General features: G+C 72.8%; 14 protein-coding genes and 2 pseudogenes. 9 read left to right on the top strand and 7 right to left on the bottom strand.

Annotated elements, in window-relative coordinates:
* On the top strand, positions 1 to 633 hold a 633-nt coding region (locus IH13_RS0117020; protein WP_037841579.1), incomplete at its 5' end, for a sterol carrier protein domain-containing protein.
* Between the two features lie 46 nt (positions 634 to 679).
* Here the strand turns inward: IH13_RS0117020 and IH13_RS0117015 are convergent.
* Both IH13_RS0117015 and IH13_RS0117010 read right to left on the bottom strand, forming a co-directional pair.
* Positions 680 to 1,492: an Fpg/Nei family DNA glycosylase gene (locus IH13_RS0117015; protein ID WP_031085313.1), complete on the bottom strand. Its 813-nt coding sequence runs from the start codon at positions 1,490 to 1,492 to the stop codon at positions 680 to 682.
* A 131-nt stretch (positions 1,493 to 1,623) separates the two neighbouring features.
* Positions 1,624 to 2,112, bottom strand: coding sequence for a ribose-5-phosphate isomerase (locus IH13_RS0117010; RefSeq protein ID WP_031085312.1), 489 nt, complete (start codon positions 2,110 to 2,112; stop codon positions 1,624 to 1,626).
* A gap of 245 nt (positions 2,113 to 2,357) precedes the next feature.
* Here IH13_RS0117010 and IH13_RS0117005 point away from each other — a divergent pair, with 245 nt between their 5' ends.
* Positions 2,358 to 3,800, top strand: a complete 1,443-nt coding sequence (locus tag IH13_RS0117005) for an amino acid permease (protein WP_031085311.1) — start codon at positions 2,358 to 2,360, stop codon at positions 3,798 to 3,800.
* 177 nt (positions 3,801 to 3,977) lie between these two features.
* Here IH13_RS0117005 and IH13_RS0117000 read toward each other — a convergent pair whose 3' ends face one another.
* Positions 3,978 to 4,574 carry a biotin transporter BioY gene (locus IH13_RS0117000; protein WP_031085309.1) on the bottom strand — a complete coding sequence of 199 codons (597 nt, stop codon included), beginning with the start codon at positions 4,572 to 4,574 and terminating at the stop codon, positions 3,978 to 3,980.
* A gap of 251 nt (positions 4,575 to 4,825) precedes the next feature.
* On the opposite strand from IH13_RS0117000, the gene IH13_RS0116995 reads away from it, so the two are divergent.
* From IH13_RS0116995 to IH13_RS0116985, 3 genes are all read left to right on the top strand, one after another.
* Entirely contained in the window at positions 4,826 to 6,235 is a 1,410-nt protein-coding gene (locus tag IH13_RS0116995; RefSeq protein ID WP_031085308.1) for an amino acid permease, read from the top strand.
* Positions 6,236 to 6,363: 128 nt separating this feature from the next.
* Positions 6,364 to 7,770: an amino acid permease gene (locus tag IH13_RS0116990; protein WP_031085305.1), complete on the top strand. Its 1,407-nt coding sequence runs from the start codon at positions 6,364 to 6,366 to the stop codon at positions 7,768 to 7,770.
* Between the two features lie 43 nt (positions 7,771 to 7,813).
* The gene (locus IH13_RS0116985) at positions 7,814 to 8,467 is read left to right on the top strand and encodes a CatB-related O-acetyltransferase (protein ID WP_031085303.1); all 654 of its coding nucleotides are present in this window, start codon (positions 7,814 to 7,816) and stop codon (positions 8,465 to 8,467) included.
* Here the strand turns inward: IH13_RS0116985 and IH13_RS0116980 are convergent.
* The gene (locus IH13_RS0116980) at positions 8,449 to 9,420 is read right to left on the bottom strand and encodes an ArsR/SmtB family transcription factor (RefSeq protein WP_031085301.1); all 972 of its coding nucleotides are present in this window, start codon (positions 9,418 to 9,420) and stop codon (positions 8,449 to 8,451) included. The genes IH13_RS0116985 and IH13_RS0116980 overlap by 19 nt on opposite strands.
* 59 nt (positions 9,421 to 9,479) lie before the next feature.
* Here IH13_RS0116980 and IH13_RS0116975 point away from each other — a divergent pair, with 59 nt between their 5' ends.
* Positions 9,480 to 10,643 (top strand): MFS transporter, encoded by a 1,164-nt coding sequence (locus IH13_RS0116975; RefSeq protein ID WP_031085298.1) that lies wholly within the window; start codon positions 9,480 to 9,482, stop codon positions 10,641 to 10,643.
* 141 nt (positions 10,644 to 10,784) lie between these two features.
* On the opposite strand, the gene IH13_RS0116970 is transcribed toward IH13_RS0116975, so the two are convergent.
* Together IH13_RS0116970 and IH13_RS0116965 are read right to left on the bottom strand one after the other, a co-directional pair.
* Positions 10,785 to 11,240, bottom strand: a complete 456-nt coding sequence (locus tag IH13_RS0116970; RefSeq protein ID WP_031085297.1) for a GNAT family N-acetyltransferase — start codon at positions 11,238 to 11,240, stop codon at positions 10,785 to 10,787.
* The gene (locus tag IH13_RS0116965) at positions 11,237 to 12,049 is read right to left on the bottom strand and encodes a type 1 glutamine amidotransferase (RefSeq protein WP_082317629.1); all 813 of its coding nucleotides are present in this window, start codon (positions 12,047 to 12,049) and stop codon (positions 11,237 to 11,239) included. Before IH13_RS0116965 ends, IH13_RS0116970 begins: the two co-directional genes overlap by 4 nt.
* A 220-nt stretch (positions 12,050 to 12,269) precedes the next feature.
* Here IH13_RS0116965 and IH13_RS0116960 point away from each other — a divergent pair, with 220 nt between their 5' ends.
* Positions 12,270 to 12,911 (top strand): superoxide dismutase, encoded by a 642-nt coding sequence (locus IH13_RS0116960; protein ID WP_031085293.1) that lies wholly within the window; start codon positions 12,270 to 12,272, stop codon positions 12,909 to 12,911.
* A gap of 230 nt (positions 12,912 to 13,141) precedes the next feature.
* Here the strand turns inward: IH13_RS0116960 and IH13_RS0116955 are convergent, their stop codons facing one another.
* Positions 13,142 to 13,792, bottom strand: coding sequence for a mycothiol-dependent nitroreductase Rv2466c family protein (locus tag IH13_RS0116955; protein ID WP_031085291.1), 651 nt, complete (start codon positions 13,790 to 13,792; stop codon positions 13,142 to 13,144).
* 188 nt (positions 13,793 to 13,980) lie between these two features.
* Between IH13_RS0116955 and pepN the strand changes: the two are divergent.
* Both pepN and IH13_RS0116945 read left to right on the top strand, forming a co-directional pair.
* Positions 13,981 to 16,567 (top strand): annotated as a pseudogene (pepN, locus tag IH13_RS37715) (aminopeptidase N).
* Positions 16,568 to 16,739: 172 nt separating this feature from the next.
* Positions 16,740 to 16,957: pseudogene (locus tag IH13_RS0116945) on the top strand (hypothetical protein); the annotation flags it as partial.

Below are 16,957 nucleotides of genomic sequence, written 5' to 3'. Positions count from 1 at the left end.
GGCCGGGGCGGTGGCTCCGCCCTGATCTGCGTCCTCGCGGAGCGGGACGGCGAGGTCTCCGGGTACGTCACCTACCACCTCCGGCCCGCGTGGGACGAGGCCGGGCCCCGGGGCACGGTCGCCGTGCGCGACCTGGCGGCGCTGGACCCGGCTTCCTACGCGGCGCTGTGGCGCTTCCTGTTCGGGATCGACCTGACCTCGGTGGTCGAGTGCGGCAACCGCCCGGCGGACGACGCCGTGCTCCGGCTGGTCTCGGACGTCCGGCGCTGCGAGGTGCGGGTGCGGGACGGGCTGTACGTACGCCTGGTCGACGTGGGTGCGGCGCTGGAGGCCCGGCGTTACCGGGCCCCGGTGGACCTGGTCCTGGAGGTCGAGGACGACTTCTGCCCGTGGAACGCGGGGCGTTGGCGGCTGACGGGTGACGCCGAGGGGGAGGCGTCCTGCCGGCGGACCGAGGACCGGGCGGACCTCTCGCTGTCGGTGCGGGAGCTGGGGGCCGCCTACCTGGGCGGGGTGTCGCTGACGGCCCTGGCGGCGGCCGGACTGGTGCGGGAGCACCGGCCCGGGACGGTGGCGGAGGCGGCGACGGCGTTCTCCTGGGACGTCGCGCCGTGGTGCCCGCACGGTTTCTGATCGCGGGCGGCGGCTGCCCGGCGCCCGCGCCCCCGGACGGGCCCGCTCAGCGCGGGCGCTGGCAGGACGGGCACCAGAAGAGGTTGCGGGCGGCGAGGTCGGCCGTACGGATCTCGGTGGCGCAGATGTGGCAGGCCTGCCGGGCCCGGCGGTAGACGTAGACCTCGCCGCCGTGGTCGTCGACGCGCGGCGGGCGGCCCATGGCCTCGGGCAGGTGCTCGGGGCGGACGGTGTCGATGCGGTTGTTGCGTACGCCCTCGCGCATCAGGACGCCGAGGTCGGCCCAGACCGCGTCCCACTCGGCCCTGGTGAGGTCCTTGCCCGGGCGGTAGGGGTCGATGCCGTGCCGGAAGAGGACCTCCGCACGGTAGACGTTGCCGACGCCCGCGACGACCTTCTGGTCCATCAGCAGGGCGGCGACGGTGACCCGGCTCCGGGAGATCCGTTGCCAGGCCCGCTCGCCGTCCTTGTCCTCGCGCAGCGGGTCCGGGCCGAGCCGCTCGTGTATCGCGCGCTTCTCGGCCTCGGTGATCAGGGCGCAGGTGGTGGGGCCACGCAGGTCGGCGTAGTCGGAGGCGTTGACCAGGCGCAGCCGGACGGTGTCGGTGGGCGGGGGCGCGGGGGCGGCGCCGAAGCCGAGCTTGCCGAAGAGGCCGAGGTGGATGTGGACCCAGCCGGCCCCGTCGAAGCCCAGGAACAGGTGCTTGCCGTGGGCGTCGGTCTCCGTGAGGGTCCGGCCGTCGAGCAGCGCGGCGCTCGCGGCGAACTTCCCCTGCGGGCTGCTGACCCGTACCGGGGAGCCCGCGAACCGTGCGCGGTGGTCCGCGGCGAGGCGGTGGATCGTATGCCCCTCGGGCACGGCGGTCTCCTCGGTCCGGACGGCTGGGTGGCAGCGGCTCGCCGGAGTGGGGCTCGGCGGCGGCTCGGTGGAACGACCGTGCCGCCGGGCGACGGGCCGGCGGCACGGGTGAGCGGGTACGGCTGCGGTGGTCAGCCCTGCTGCGGGTGGTGGGCCGGGACCGGCGGGAGCTCACCGGTGTTCTCGTACGCCGAGAGCATGTCGATGCGGCGGGTGTGGCGCTCCTCGCCGGAGTACGGGGTGTTCAGGAAGATCTCGACGAACTTCGTGGACTCCTCGACCGTGTGCATCCGTCCGCCGATGGCCACGACGTTGGCGTCGTTGTGCTCACGGCCGAGGGCGGCGGTCTGCTCGCTCCAGGCGAGTGCGGCGCGGACGCCCTTGACCTTGTTGGCGGCGATCTGCTCGCCGTTGCCCGAGCCGCCGATGACGATGCCGAGGCTGTCCTTGTCCGCGGCCGTCCGCTCGGCGGCACGGAGGCAGAACGGCGGGTAGTCGTCCTGGGCGTCATAGATGTGGGGACCGCAGTCGACGGCCTCGTGGCCGTGAGCGGTGAGCCACTCGACGAGGTGGTTCTTGAGTTCGTAGCCGGCATGGTCGGAGCCGAGGTACACGCGCATGTGCGAAGTGTGACACGGACCGGCCGGGGTAGCCGTCAGCGGGGTCGGGGCCCCGGCGCACGGCGGCCGGGCCCCGGGTCCGGACCGGGCGGCTGCGAGGGCGCTCGGGCAATGATCGGGTCAAATAAGCGGAACCCGGGGTTCCGATCCACGGCCCGGCCGGGCTTCAATGCCTCGTCCGCCGTGGCACCACCCCCGCGACGGCAGGGCCGGGACACATGATCCGCACACGTGAGGATTCGACCATGACGTCGCAGACGACGCTGACGGAGCAGGGCCGACAGCCCGAGGAGCCGGGCGGGCAGGGGGCCGGTGACGGCCTCCAGGCCGGCCTCAAGAACAGGCACCTGTCGATGATCGCCATCGGCGGTGTCATCGGCGCCGGGCTCTTCGTCGGCTCCGGTGCCGGCATCGCCGCGGCGGGACCGGCCATCCTGGTGTCCTACGCCCTGGTCGGCATGATGGTCGTGTTCGTCATGCGGATGCTCGGGGAGATGGCCGCCGCCCGGCCGTCCTCCGGCTCCTTCTCCGCCTACGCCGACCAGGCCCTGGGCCGCTGGGCGGGCTTCTCGATCGGCTGGCTGTACTGGTTCTTCTGGGTCGTGGTGCTCGCCGTCGAGGCCACGGCGGGCGCCACGATCCTGGAGGGCTGGGTCCCGGCGGTGCCCCAGTGGGCCTGGGCGCTGATCGTCATGGTCGTCCTGACGGCCACCAACCTGGTCTCGGTCGGCAGCTACGGGGAGTTCGAGTTCTGGTTCGCCGGGATCAAGGTCGTGGCGATCGGCGCCTTCGTCGTCGTCGGCCTGCTCGCCGTCTTCGGCGTGCTCCCGGGCTCCGACAACCCCGGCGCGGGCCTCGCCCACCTCACGGACTCCGGCGGCTTCTTCCCCGAGGGCCCGGGGGCGATCCTCACCGGCATCCTGATGGTCGTCTTCTCCTTCATGGGCAGCGAGATCGTGACGCTCGCCGCCGGTGAGTCCTCGAACCCGCAGCGCGCCGTCTCGAGGGCTACCAACAGCGTGATCTGGCGCATCGCCGTCTTCTACCTGGGCTCGATCTTCGTCGTCCTGACGCTGCTGCCGTGGAACGACGCCTCGATCGTCAAGGACGGTTCGTACGTCGCCGCGCTCAACTCCGTCGGCATCCCGCACGCCGGGCAGGTCATGAACGTCATCGTGCTCACGGCGGTGCTGTCCTGCCTCAACTCCGGCCTCTACACCGCGTCCCGGATGGCCTTCTCGCTCGGCCGGCGCGGCGACGCCCCCCGTGCTTTCGCCCGGGTCAGCAAACGGGGTGTGCCGCAGGCGGCCATCCTCTCGTCCGTCGTGTTCGGCTTCGTGGCGGTCTTCTTCAACTACCAGTGGCCCGACACGGTGTTCCAGTTCCTGCTGAACTCCTCCGGCGCCGTCGCCCTGTTCGTCTGGCTGGTCATCTGCTTCACGCAGCTGCGGATGCGCGGCATCATCCTGCGCGAGCAGCCCGAGAAGCTGGTCGTGAGGATGTGGCTCTTCCCGTATCTGACCTGGGCGACGATCGCGATGATCTCGTTCGTGCTGGTCTACATGCTGACCGACGACGCGGGCCGCGAGCAGGTCCTGCTCTCGCTGCTGGTCGCCGCGCTGGTGGTGGCCGTCTCACTGGTGCGCGAGGCCCTCGGCAAGAAGGCGGGGGCGGCATCGGCCGAGTGACGCGCGGCCGTACCTGACGGCGGACGCCGGGTCTCCCGGCCGGCCCCCGCCACGGGGGCCTGCGGGCGCACGGAGGGCCTTCGCCACGGCCCCGCCCCCGCCCGGACAGCCGGGAGGCTCGCCGGTCCGCTGTCGCGTCACGCGACCCGGCGAGCCTCTTCGGTGGTCCGTACGGCGTCAGCCGCGACGCCCGATGAGCTTCCAGGACGCGGGCAGCGCGCCCATGGCCAGGGCGGCCTTCAGCGCGTCACCGATCAGGAACGGCACCAGGCCGGCCGCGACGGCGGCGCTCATCGACATCCCGGTGGAGAGCGCCAGGTACGGCACGCCCACCGCGTAGATGATCAGCGAGCCGACCGCCATCGTGCCCGCGGTGCGCAGCACCGAGCGGTCACCGCCCCGGCGGGCGAGGCCGCCGACGACGGTGGCGGCGAGCAGCATCCCGAGGACGTAGCCGAACGAGGCGCCGCCGGGGCCGGAGCTGCCCTCGGAGAACCACGGCACGCCCGCCATGCCGACGAGCGCGTACAGGGCGAGGGAGAGGAAACCCCGGCGGGCGCCGAGGGCGGTACCGATGAGCAGCGCCGCGAAGGTCTGGCCGGTGACGGGGACCGGGGAGCCGGGCACGGGCACGGCGATCTGGGCGGCGATGCCGGTCAGGGCGGCGCCGCCGACGACCAGCGCGGTGTCCACCGCGTAGCGGTGCCGGGCTGCGGGCAGCAGGTCGGCGAGGACCGCTCCGGAACGGACGGGGGCGGCGGCAGCAGTGCTCATCGGGACTCCGCGGTGAGAGGTGGGCAGATCGTAGGCGACGTTAGCCGACCGGCCCTCACGCGATCACCGTCGGCGGCCCACAAAGCGGCAGTTGAGGGGTTAGTGGGGTTCACACAAAGCAGCTTCCGCAACAACTCGACGGGGTGACGCTTGTCACGGTGGTGGGGGTGGAATCGCTCCGGCGAAGGGGAAGGGGCGCGCCGCGTGAGACTGTAGGTTCCCCATAATCATCCGAGAGTGACCCGCCCCCCATGCACGACGCGTCTTCCCCCACCCTCCCCCCTGTTCCGCCGGAGCCCCTGGCGCCCGGCCTCAAACAGCGCCATCTGACCATGCTGGGACTGGGCGGGGTGATCGGTGCCGGGCTCTTCGTCGGCTCGGGCGCCGGGATCTCGGTCGCCGGACCGGCCGTCACCGTGTCGTACCTGATCGCCGGGGCGCTCGCGATGCTGGTGATGCGGATGCTCGGCGAGATGTCCGCGGCGATGCCCGCGTCCGGTTCCTTCTCCGTCCACGCGGAGCGCGCGCTGGGCCGCTGGGCGGGGTTCAGTGCGGGCTGGCTCTACTGGTTCATGCTGGTGGTGGTGCTCGCCGTCGAGGCGACGGCGGCGGCGCAGATCGCCCACGGCTGGGTTCCGGCGGTGGGCCAGTGGCTCTGGGTGCTGCTGTTCATGGTGGTCTTCACGGTGGCCAACCTGACGGCGGTGAAGAACTTCGGCGAGTTCGAGTTCTGGTTCGCCGCGCTCAAGGTCACCGCCATCGTGGTCTTCCTGGTGCTGGGCGCGCTGGCCGTCTTCGGTCTGCTGCCGGACACCGACCCGGTGGGGTTCGGCAACCTCACCGGCCGGGGCGGGTTCCTGCCGAACGGCTGGGACGGGGTCGTCGCCGGTGTGCTCTCGGTGGTCTTCGCCTTCGGCGGGCTGGAGGTCGTGACGATCGCGGCGGCCGAGACCGACGACCCGGCGCGCGCGGTGGGACGCGCGGTGCGCAGCGCGGTGGTGCGCATCCTCTTCTTCTACGTCGGCTCGATGCTGGTGATCGTGACCGTCCTGCCGTGGACCGCGCAGCGGGCGGGGTTCAGCCCGTACGTGAAGGTCCTGGACGAGCTCGGGGTGCCCTCGGCGGGGCAGATCATGAACATCGTGGTGTTCGTGGCCCTCCTCTCGGCGCTCAACGCCAACCTCTACGGCTCCTCCCGGATGATCTTCTCGCTGGCCGAGCGGGGCGAGGCGCCCCGCGGCCTGCTGAAGGTCTCGGGCCGCGGCAGGGGGCCGGGCGGCGGGGTCCCGCGCCGGGCGGTGCTGGCGTCGGTGGCCTTCGGCTTCGTCTCCGTGCTGCTCAATCTGAGGTGGCCCGACTCGGTCTTCCTCTACCTGCTCAACTCGGTGGGCGCGGTCCTGCTGTTCGTCTGGGGGCTGATCGCCGCCTCCCAGCTGCGGCTGCGGCGCCGGCTGGAGCGGGAGACGCCCGGCGGGCTGCCCCTGCGGATGTGGTGTTTCCCGTGGCTGACGTGGCTGACGCTCGCCGCCCTGCTGGCCGTCCTGCTGCTGATGCTCACCGACGACGCCGCCCGTACGCAGGTGCTGTGGTCGGCGGGGGCCACCGGGCTGGTCCTGCTCGTGGCCGTCGTACGGCAGGCGCGGGCGGGCCGGTCCGGATGACGGGGCCGTGTCCGGATGGACACCTTGTGTGAGTCCGGTGACCGTATAGCGGACATCCGTACCCCGAGGGCGGACCCCGTGCTCAGACTGTGGTCCGACCCAGTCCCGTCCAGCGAACAGAGCCGTCCATGTCCCGGACCTCCGCGCCTCCCCCCACGGACGCCGCGCCCCCCGCCGATTCGGCCCTCACCCACGGCCTGAAGCAGCGCCATCTCTCGATGATCGCCCTGGGGGGCGTGATCGGGGCGGGGCTGTTCGTCGGCTCCGGCGCCGGTATCGCCGCCGCGGGCCCCTCCATCGTCATCGCCTACGGCGTCTCCGGGCTGCTGGTGATGTTCGTGATGCGGATGCTCGGCGAGATGTCGGCCGCCGATCCGGCCTCCGGCTCCTTCTCGGTCCACGCCGAGCGGGCGATCGGCCCGTGGGCCGGTTTCACCGCGGGGTGGGCGTTCTGGGTGCTGCTCTGTGTGGCGGTCGGCCTGGAGGGCATCGGCGCCGCGCAGATCGTCACGGGCTGGCTGCCGGGCACTCCGGAGTGGGCCTGGGTCGCGCTGTTCATGCTGGTCTTCCTCGGTACGAACCTCGCGGCCGTGAAGAACTTCGGCGAGTTCGAGTTCTGGTTCGCCGCGCTCAAGGTGATCGCGATCAGCCTCTTCCTGGTCCTCGGTGTGCTCGCGATCCTCGGCGTGCTGCCCGGCACCGACTCCCCCGGCTCCTCGAACCTCACCGGCGAGGGCGGCTTCCTGCCGAACGGTTCGGAGGGGTTCATCATCGGGCTGCTGGCCTCCGTGTTCGCGTACGGCGGCCTGGAGACCGTCACCATCGCGGCGGCCGAGTCGGAGAACCCGGTGCGCGGCGTCGCCAAGGCCGTGCGCACGGCGATGTGGCGGATCGCGGTGTTCTACGTCGGTTCGATGGCGGTCATCGTCGCCCTCGTCCCCTGGGACGACCCGAAGGTCGCCGAGGTCGGGCCGTTCTACGCGACGCTGGACCACCTCGGGATCAGCGGAGCCGCGGAGATCATGAACGTGGTCATCCTGATCGCGCTGCTCTCCGCGATGAACGCCAACATCTACGGCGCCTCGCGCATGGCGTGCTCCCTGGTGGCGCGCGGCCAGGGGCCCCGGCGGCTCGGCACGGTCTCCTCCGGTGTCCCGCGCAACGCCGTGCTGGCCTCCTCGCTCTTCGGCTTCCTCTGCGTGCTGCTCAGCTACTGGCGTCCCGACGACGTCTTCCCGTGGCTGCTGAACATGATCGGTGCGGTGATCCTGGTCGTCTGGATCTTCATCGCCGTCTCCCAGCTGGTCCTGCGCGGCCGGCTGGAGCGCGAGGCGCCGGAGAAGCTCGTCGTACGGATGTGGCTCTTCCCGGTCCTGACGGTCGTGGCGCTGCTGGCGATGGCCGGCATCTTCCTGCTGATGCTGCGTCAGCCCGACACCCGGGACCAGCTGCTGGCGACCGGGGCGCTGACGGCGGTGCTGGTCGTCATCGGGCTGGTACGGCAGCGGCGGGCCGCGCGCACGCCGGGCGCCTGATATCCCCTTGGCCCCCGCCGTCCCCCGCTGAGAGGGTGTCCGGATGACTTCCTCGCCTCCCGACCCCTCCGTGCTGCACCCGATGGCGGGCCAGCCGCGGGTGGTCCAGCTGAAGCCGCTGGTGACGTCGCCGTTGATCGAGGCCGGCGACTACTCGTACTACGACGACCCCGAGCACGCGACGGAGTTCGAGACCCGCAACGTGCTGTACCACTACGGCCCGGAGCGACTGGTCATCGGCAGGTACTGCGCGCTGGCGACCGGGGTGCGGTTCCTCATGAACGGCGCCAACCACCGCATGGACGGCCCGTCCACCTTCCCCTTCCCCATGCTGGGCGGTGCGTGGGCCGACCACGCCGACCTGCTGAGCGACCTGCCGGTGCGGGGCGACACGGTGGTGGGCCACGACGTGTGGATCGGCAACGGGGCGACGGTGCTGCCGGGTGTACGGATCGGCAACGGCGCGATCGTCGCGGCCGGTTCGGTCGTCACCCGCGACGTGCCGGACTACGGCGTGGTCGGCGGCAATCCGGCCCGGCTGATCCGTGTCCGGTACGACGACGCGGACGTCGCCCGGCTGCTCGCGCTCGCCTGGTGGGACTGGCCCGCCGAGCACGTCACCGCGCACGTACGCGCGCTGATGGCCGGTGACCTCGACGCGCTGGAGGCGGCGGCGCCTCAGGCGGCCGGGCGCTGAGCCCGTACGAGGACCTCTCCGGCCTCCGTACGGAAGTAGAGCACCGACCGGCCCGACCGCCGCCGCCCGGCCAGCCCCGCATCGGTCAGCACCTTCAGATGGCGGCCGACCGATCCCAGCCCCTGGCCGGTCAGTGCCACGAGCTGGGTCGTGCTCTTCGGGCTTCCCAGCCGCACGAGCACACCGGCCCGGGCGGGCCCCAGCAGTCGGCCGAGGCTGTCCGGGACGGCCTGCCCGTGCACGTCCGACAGCACCCCGGAGCAGGAGTACACCACGGCGTACCGCCGCTCCTCCGCGTCCCAGGAGACCCAGCCCTGACGCGGTGTGACCGGCACGAAGGCCAGTGAGGCACCGGAGAGTTCACGCGGCGGGTAGTCCCGCGGGTTGACCTGGAGCCGACTGCCCCCGAGCCATCGCATACCGGGGTTCATCGCTTCCAGGGCGGCGGTCCAGCCGCCCTGGCTCAGCTGCCCGGCTCGCGCCACGATGTCCGCCTCCATGATCCGGCGGCGACGGGACCAGTCGGGGCGCACGATCCGCTCCCACACCCACGCCAACAGGTCCGCCGCCTTCTCCGGCAGGTCCGGGCGGTGCAGCAGGGGCGGCAGCGGACCGCCCCTGGACACCTCCAGATCGGCGCGCGCCTGATCGGGCGGCGTCCGCCGTAGGCGGGCCAGGTCCTGGGCGAAACCGCCGCTCCCGGTGGGGGTCGGGGTGAGGAAGTCGGCGTTCCAGAGGCCGCCGAGGCCGATCCTCACGAGCCGCGCGGCGACCGGGTCCCCGGCGAGCCGCTCCCGGTAGGCGGGGCGGTGGGCGTCGAACCACGCGCGTTCGGCGGGATGGGAGGCGGTGCCGCACTCCAGTGCCTGCAGGGTCGCGGCCGTCTCGACCAGCTCCGACACGAGGAAGCGGCCTGCCGCCAGGGTGTCCGCGTTGATCCGCCACCAGCCCATGGTTTCGCCTCCCCGCGAAACAGTAACGGCCCCGCGCCGCCCGGCCGAGACTCCCGGGCATGCCGACCTACCGCGACGTGTTCCGCATCCCGCAGTTCGGGGCCCTCTTCACGGCCGGCGCCCTGCAGGGCGCCGCCTCCACCACGAGCGGGCTCGCCCTCGGCCTCCTGGTGTTCACCTCGACCGGGTCGCCGCTGCTGTCCGCCCTGTCGATGTTCGGCTCCTCGCTGGCCCAACTGGTCGGCGCGACGTTGCTGATGTCGGCGGCGGACCGGCTGCCGCCGCGTGCCGCGCTGACCGGTTCGGCGCTCGCCTTCGGCATCGGCACGGCCGTCCTGGCGCTCCCCGGACTGCCGTTGCCGGCGGTGTTCGCCGTGCTCCTCGGGCAGGGGTCCCTCGCGGCGGTGGCAGGCGGGGCCCGGTACGGGCTGCTCGTCGAGATCCTGCCCGACGACGCCTACCTGCTGGGGCGTTCGGTGCTCAACATGTGCGCGGGGTCGGTGCAGGTCGCCGGGTACGCCGTGGGCGGTGCCCTGGTGGCCGTGCTGTCCGCGCGCGGGACCCTGCTCGTCGCGGCGGGCCTGTACCTGGCCGGGGCGGCCGTCACCCGGCTCGGTCTCGTCCGGCGCCCGCCCCGGGCCGCGGGCCGGCCTTCGGTGGGCGCGACCTGGCGGACGAACGCGCTGCTGTGGTCGTCGGTGCCGCGCCGGAGGCTGTACCTCGCCCTGTGGGTGCCCAACGGGCTGGTGGTCGGCTGCGAGTCGCTCTTCGTCCCGTACCGGCCCGACGCGGCGGGGCCGCTGTTCGCCTGCGCGGCGCTCGGGATGCTGGCCGGGGACACCCTGACCGGCCGGTTCCTCCCCGCCCGCCACAGGGGCCCGGCCTCCGTCCGGCTGCTCCTGTTGCTGGCCGCGCCCTATCTGCTGTTCGCGCTGCGGCCCGGTCTGCCGTGGGCTCTGGTCCTGGCCACCGTGGCGTCCACCGGTTTCTCGGCGAGTCTGCTCATCCAGGAGCGCCTGACAGCGCTCACCCCGAAGGCGATGACGGGCCAGGCGCTCGGCCTGCACTCCTCCGGGATGCTGGCGATGCAGGGCGTGGCGGCAGCGCTGGCGGGATCGGTGGCGCAGCGGACCTCCGCCGGGACGGCGATCGCCCTGATGGCGCTCGCCTCGGTCGCGGTCACGCTGGCCCTCGCGCCGGGGCTGCGGCGCGAGAATCCCTAGCCGGCCGCCCCCGCCGCCGTCACCGCCCCCGCTGTGTCCCCCGCCGCCGCCACCGGAGCCCCCGCCGTGCTGCCCGCGGACCGCTCCGGCCGGAACCGCGCCCTCCGGGTCCCGTCCCGCCGCCGGGCCCGGGTGCCGCCCTCAGCCGAGGGCGAGTTCGAGCAGCGGCAGTACCCGGCCGGGGATCGATCCGGACGGGACCGCCCCGACGCGCACCGCTCCCATCGCCGTGTAGAAGGGCTCGGCGTTCGGGTCGGAGTCGATGGTGAGCACAGTGAATCCGAGCCGCCGGGCCTGCTGTCGCACGTGCGTGAACAGCAGCCGGCCCACCCCCTGGCCGATGGCGTCCGGCTCGACGAACATCATGCCGAGGACGCCCCTGGGGGGTGGGCCCTCCAGCGTGGTGAAGCCCAGGATCCCGCCGTCCCGTTCCGCCACCGCCGTGCGCCGTGCGGCCACGTCGGCCGGGTCGAGGGTGAGCTCGTCGCGGCAGGCGGCCAGGAACGCGTCGTCGTAACCCCAGTGCGCCTTGGACCGCAGGGCCAGGGCGGTCAGCGTCGCCGCCTCGTCGGGGCGCCCCTGCCGTACACGGATCATCGGTCTCTCCCGTCTCGTGTCACCGCTCCGGCCCGACGGCCGCCGGGCCGGTGCCCCCCGGCAGGGGCCTCAGCGGCCCGCTCCCCCGCCGCCGCGAGGGCCAGGCCGGCGAAGCGGTGGGCCACGGTGCGCCAGGTGGTGGTGGCGGCGGGCTCGTCCCGCAGGGCGCGGGCGTGCAGCAGCTCCGGGGCGGGGGCACCGTACCGGAGGAGCCGGCCGGGGTCCCAGCGCAGGACGCGGCCGGCCGTCGTCTCCGGGTGGAACTGCACGCCCCACGCCGAGGAACCGACCCGGAACGCCTGGTAGGGGCAGTCGTCGCCGCGCACCAGCCAGTGGGCGCCGGGAGGCAGCGCGGTGACGGCGTCGACGTGGTTCTCGATGGCCCGGGGGTGCGCGGGCAGCCCGTGGAACAGCGGGTCGTCCTCGGCCTCGGGGCGCAGACCGAGCCGGGTGCTGCCGAACTCGGGCGTTCCGTGCTCCCCGCGCACCTCGCCCCCCGCGACCTGGGCGAGCATCTGGCCGCCGAGACAGATACCGAACACCGGGGTCCGTTCGGTGAGGGCCTGGCGCACGAGTGCGCGGGTCGCGGGCAGCCAGGGCGCGCGGACGTCGTCGTCGGGCAGGTATCCGCCGCCGAGGACGACGAGCGCGGGGTGTTCCAGGCGGTCGGGGACCACGGCGCCCTCGTGGGCGGGGACCACGCGGGCCGTGACCCCGCGCTCCTCCAGCCAGCCCCTCCAGCGGCCGAGACCCTCTCCGGGGCCGTGCTGGATCACCAGTGCCGTGGCCGCCGTCGCCGTGCCGCCCATCCACGCCCCCCACGCCGTCCGTCGCCGTTACGCCTGTCCGGTTCGCGGGGCCAGCCTACGCACGGCCGCCGGTGCCGGCACCCCTCGGCACGACCGACGACCGGCGACCGGCGACCGGCCCGAGACCATCGGCTGATCACTTCCGGGCCCACCTCCTGCTAGCCTGCAATTGCGACACAGTTGCAATAACAACCAGCCAGCAGTTGGAGGGTTCGCACCCATGGCCACGTACACGCTCCCGGAACTCCCCTACGACTACGCGGCGCTCGAACCGGTCATCAACCCGCAGATCATCGAGCTCCACCACGACAAGCACCACGCCGCGTACGTGAAGGGGGCGAACGACACCCTGGAGCAGCTGGAGGAGGCGCGCGACAAGGGGACCTGGGGCGCGATCAACGGCCTGCAGAAGAGCCTCGCCTTCCACCTCTCCGGCCACATCCTCCACTCGATCTACTGGCACAACATGACCGGTGACGGCGGAGGCGAGCCCCTGGCGGCGGACGGTGTCGGCGATCTGGCGGACGCGATCACCGAGTCCTTCGGCTCCTTCGCCGGCTTCAAGGCGCAGCTCACCAAGGCCGCCGCGACCACGCAGGGTTCGGGCTGGGGCGTCCTGGCGTACGAACCGCTGAGCGGCAGGCTGATCGTCGAGCAGGTCTACGACCACCAGGGCAACATCGGCCAGGCCTCGACGCCGGTCCTGGTCTTCGACGCCTGGGAGCACGCCTTCTACCTCCAGTACAAGAACCAGAAGGTCGACTTCATCGAGGCCATGTGGGCCGTCGTCAACTGGCAGGACGTGGCCAAGCGCTACGCCGCGGCCAAGGAGCGCGACAACGTGCTGCTGCTCGCCCCCTGAGCACCGGCACCCGGACGTCCTGCCTCGTGATCGTCTTCTCAGCCTTCACCCGGCAGGCGGATCACCGGAGAGCCCCCGCGAGGACGTGACTCGCGGGGGCTCTCCCATGCCCGGGGTGCCCGGCGGGACTCCGGACCGGCGGCGCTGCCGGCATGCGCCGATCACGGACGACCGCGCGGGGCGCCCGGCGGGGCTCCGGCGTGAGGCGGAGGTGGCCGGGCGGGGTGCCGTCAGTCGAAGACGGGGCCCTGGGTGCGGGTCCGCTTGATCTCGTAGAAGCCGGGGATCGAGGCGACCAGCAGCGTGCCGTCCCAGAGCCGCGCCGCCTCCTCGCCCTTGGGGGCGGGGGTGACGACCGGGCCGAAGAAGGCGATCTGCTCGCCGTCGGGGCCGGGGACGGCGATGACCGGGGTGCCGACGTCCTGTCCGACCTTGTCGATGCCCTCCTGGTGGGAGGCGCGCAGCTCCTTGTCGTACGCGTCGGAGTCGGCGTACTCGATCAGCTCGGCGGGAAGGCCGACGTCCGCCAGGGCGCCCGCGATCGCCTCGCGGGTGGGGCCCTCGCCGTTGTTGTGGAAGCGGGTGCCCAGCGCGGTGTAGAGCGGGCCGACGACCTCGTCGCCGTGCTTCTGCCGCGCGGCCACGACCACCCGGACCGGGCCCCAGGCCTGGGTCCGCATCATCTCCCGGTACTCCTCGGGCAGCTCGTCCAGCCTGTTCTCGTTGAGGACGGCCAGGCTCATCACGTGCCAGCGGACCTCGACGTCGCGGACCTTCTCCACCTCCAGCATCCAGCGGGAGGTCATCCAGGCCCAGGGGCAGAGCGGGTCGAACCAGAAGTCGGCCGGGGTCGCGCCGTTCGACGTGCTGTTCTCGGGCATGTCTCTCCTCAAGAGCTCGGTCTGCACCTGAGCGTCTGAACACCGCCGGGGCCCGCCCCCATTCCCGTGCGCGGGCGCCGGGGGCCGCATGCGAGGATCAAAGCCGTTCGAATCGGGACCGACCGGCGACCCGCCCCCGCGGCAAACGCCCTGGCCGCCAGTCGGTCCGAGACACAAAGGAGTGCTCCGTGCCCGGTGAAAACCTGTCCCGCGACGAGGCCCGCGAGCGGGCCGAGCTGCTGACCGTCGACGGTTACGAGGTCGCCCTCGACCTGCGCTCCGCCGTCGGCGATCCCGCCGACGGGGAGGCCGGTCCGCGCACCTTCCGCTCACTGACCACGATCCGCTTCCGCGCCGCCCGTGCGGGGGCCTCGACCTTCGCCGACCTGCTCGCCCCCGCCGTGACCTCGGTGACCCTGAACGGGAAGGACCTGGACCCGGCGGCCGTCTTCGACGGCACGCGGATCGCGCTGGACGACCTCGCCGAGGGCGAGAACGTCCTGGTGGTCGACGCGCGTTGCGCGTACAGCCGGACCGGCGAGGGCATGCACCGCTTCGTCGACCCGGAGGACGGCGAGGTCTACCTCTACACGCAGTACGAGCCGGCCGACGCCCGCCGCGTCTTCGCCAACTTCGAGCAGCCCGACCTCAAGGCCCCCTACCGCTTCCAGGTGACGGCGCCCGAGGGCTGGACGGTCCGCTCCAACGGCGCGGAGGAGTTCCACGAGGGCGAGGTGTGGCGCTTCGCCGAGACGAAGCCGATCTCCACGTACATCACGGTGGTCGTCGCCGGTCCCTACCATTGCGTGAGCGACCTCTACACGCGTACGTCCGACGACGGCTCGACGCTGGAGATCCCGCTGAGCGCGATGTGCCGCAAGGGCCTGGCCCGGTACTTCGACGCGGACGACGTCTTCCTGATCACCAAGCAGGGCCTGGACTTCTTCCACGACCACTTCGACTACCCGTACCCGTTCGGCAAGTACGACCAGGCCTTCGTGCCCGAGTACAACCTCGGCGCCATGGAGAACCCGGGCCTGGTCACCTTCCGCGAGGAGTACATCTACCGGTCCAAGGTCACCTCGGCCTCCTACGAGCGCCGCGCCAACGTCATCCTGCACGAGATGGCGCACATGTGGTTCGGCGACCTGGTCACCATGAAGTGGTGGGACGACCTGTGGCTGAAGGAGTCCTTCGCCGACTTCATGGGCACCTTCTCGATGGTCGAGGCGACGCGTTTCACCAACGGCTGGATCACCTTCGCCAACAACCGCAAGGCGTGGGCCTACCGCGCCGACCAGCTGCCCTCCACCCACCCGGTCACGGCCGACATCCGTGACCTGGAGGACGCGAAGCTGAACTTCGACGGCATCACCTACGCCAAGGGCGCCTCGGTCCTCAAGCAGTTGGTGGCCTACGTGGGCCGGGACGCCTTCCTGGAGGGCGCCCGCCGCTACTTCAAGCAGCACGCGTACGGCAACACCGAGCTGGGCGACCTGCTGTCGGTGCTGGCCGAGACGTCGGGGCGCGACATGACGGCCTGGTCCCGCTCCTGGCTCCAGACCGCCGGCGTGAACGTGCTGACCCCGGTGGTGACGTACGACGACGAGGGCCGCGTCGCGGAGCTCGCCGTCACCCAGGAGGCCGCCGCCTCGCACCCCGAGCTGCGCCCGCACCGGGTCGCGGTGGGCCTGTACCGGCTGGACCCGGACGGCGGACTGGTCCGGTACGCCCGGGCGGAGACGGACGTGGCCGGGGAGCGGACCGTCGTCGCGGAGCTGGCCGGGGCCGAGAAGCCCGATCTGGTGCTGGTCAACGACGACGACCTGACGTACTGCAAGGTCCGCTTCGACGAGCGGTCGCTGGCCACCCTGCGCGAGCACCTCGGTTCGGTCACCGACCCGCTGGCCCGCGCCCTGTGCTGGTCCGCGCTGTGGAACCTGACGCGGGACGCCCTGCTGCCGGCCCGTGACTTCGTCGCGCTGGTCCTGGCCTTCGCCGGGCGGGAGAGCGACATCGGCGTGCTCCAGATGCTGCACGCCTGGGCCCAGTCCGCCCTGGTGCGCTACACCACCCCCGGCCGGCGCGCGGAGGGCGGCACGGCCCTGGCCGAGGGTGCGCTGCGGGAGCTGCGCCACGCGGAGGCGGGCAGCCAGCACCAGCTGACGTGGGCCCGGTTCTTCGCGGCGGTGGCCACCTCGGACGCGGACCTCCAGCTGCTGGGTGCGCTGCTGGACGGTTCGGCCGTGATCGAGGGCCTGGAGGTCGACCAGGAACTGCGCTGGGCGTTCCTGTCCCCGCTGGTCGCGCACGGGGCCGCCGGTGAGGAGGCCGTCGACGCCGAGCTGGCCCGCGACGACACGGCGTCCGGCAAGCGGCACCACGTGCGGTGCCTGGCCTCGCGGCCCTCGGCGGCGGTCAAGGCGCAGGCCTGGGCCGAGGTCGTGGAGTCGGACGAGCTGTCCAACGCGTTCGTCGAGGCGACCATCGCGGGCTTCGAGCAGCCCTCGCAGCGGGAGCTGCTGGCGCCGTACACGGCCGCGTACTTCGAGGCGATCGAGCGGGGTGTGGGCCGAGCGCTCCATCCAGATCGGCATGGACGTGGTCAAGGGTCTGTTCCCGGGGCTCCAGGACGACCCCGCGACGCTGACCGCGACGGACGCCTGGCTCACCTCGCACCCGGACGCGGCCCCCGCGCTGCGCCGTCTCGTCCTGGAGGCGCGGGACGACCTGGCCCGGGCGCTGCGGGCCCAGGAGCGCGACGCGGCGGCGTGAGCCCCCGGCGCGCGTCCCGCATACGTACGCGGGGCGCGCGCCGCGCACTCCCCGGCGTGACCGGTCGTCCGGGACACCGGAGCGCCGTGCTTCAGTACGGCGGTGTCCTGGTACGTCGACGGACGTGTAACACCGGTCGCCGGCCGGCGGGCGCTGCGGGAACCTCCGGTGCATGAACCGGAACACCCTCACCACCCACCCCCTCCACGGCGTCCACCACCGCGTGTGGTCCGCCCAGCAGTTGCGCGCCGAGGGGGTGACCGCCGCGCAGGCCGCCGCCCAGTGCCTGTCCGGCGGTCCGTGGCAGCAGTTGCTGCCCGGCGTCTACCTCCTGCACCCGGGGCCGCCCACCGATCAGGAGCGGCTGCACGGCGCCCTGCTGTACGCGGG

The sequence above is a fragment of the Streptomyces sp. NRRL WC-3549 genome, from assembly GCF_000721935.1.
Taxonomy (GTDB): Bacteria; Actinomycetota; Actinomycetes; order Streptomycetales; family Streptomycetaceae; genus Streptomyces.
The sequence above is the reverse complement of the archived record's forward strand: the minus strand, read 5'-3'. Positions and strand labels throughout refer to the sequence as shown.

Excerpts from the sequence above, each read along its gene's own strand:
- IH13_RS0117010 (WP_031085312.1), bottom strand. The coding sequence starts at position 2,112 with ATGCGCGTGTACCTCGGCTCCGACCATGCCGGCTACGAACTCAAGAAC.
- IH13_RS0117005 (WP_031085311.1), top strand. The coding sequence starts at position 2,358 with ATGACGTCGCAGACGACGCTGACGGAGCAGGGCCGACAGCCCGAGGAG.
- IH13_RS0117000 (WP_031085309.1), bottom strand. The coding sequence starts at position 4,574 with ATGAGCACTGCTGCCGCCGCCCCCGTCCGTTCCGGAGCGGTCCTCGCC.
- IH13_RS0116995 (WP_031085308.1), top strand. The coding sequence starts at position 4,826 with ATGCACGACGCGTCTTCCCCCACCCTCCCCCCTGTTCCGCCGGAGCCC.
- IH13_RS0116990 (WP_031085305.1), top strand. The coding sequence starts at position 6,364 with ATGTCCCGGACCTCCGCGCCTCCCCCCACGGACGCCGCGCCCCCCGCC.
- IH13_RS0116985 (WP_031085303.1), top strand. The coding sequence starts at position 7,814 with ATGACTTCCTCGCCTCCCGACCCCTCCGTGCTGCACCCGATGGCGGGC.
- IH13_RS0116980 (WP_031085301.1), bottom strand. The coding sequence starts at position 9,420 with ATGGGCTGGTGGCGGATCAACGCGGACACCCTGGCGGCAGGCCGCTTC.
- IH13_RS0116975 (WP_031085298.1), top strand. The coding sequence starts at position 9,480 with ATGCCGACCTACCGCGACGTGTTCCGCATCCCGCAGTTCGGGGCCCTC.
- IH13_RS0116970 (WP_031085297.1), bottom strand. The coding sequence starts at position 11,240 with ATGATCCGTGTACGGCAGGGGCGCCCCGACGAGGCGGCGACGCTGACC.
- IH13_RS0116965 (WP_082317629.1), bottom strand. The coding sequence starts at position 12,049 with ATGGGCGGCACGGCGACGGCGGCCACGGCACTGGTGATCCAGCACGGC.
- IH13_RS0116960 (WP_031085293.1), top strand. The coding sequence starts at position 12,270 with ATGGCCACGTACACGCTCCCGGAACTCCCCTACGACTACGCGGCGCTC.
- IH13_RS0116955 (WP_031085291.1), bottom strand. The coding sequence starts at position 13,792 with ATGCCCGAGAACAGCACGTCGAACGGCGCGACCCCGGCCGACTTCTGG.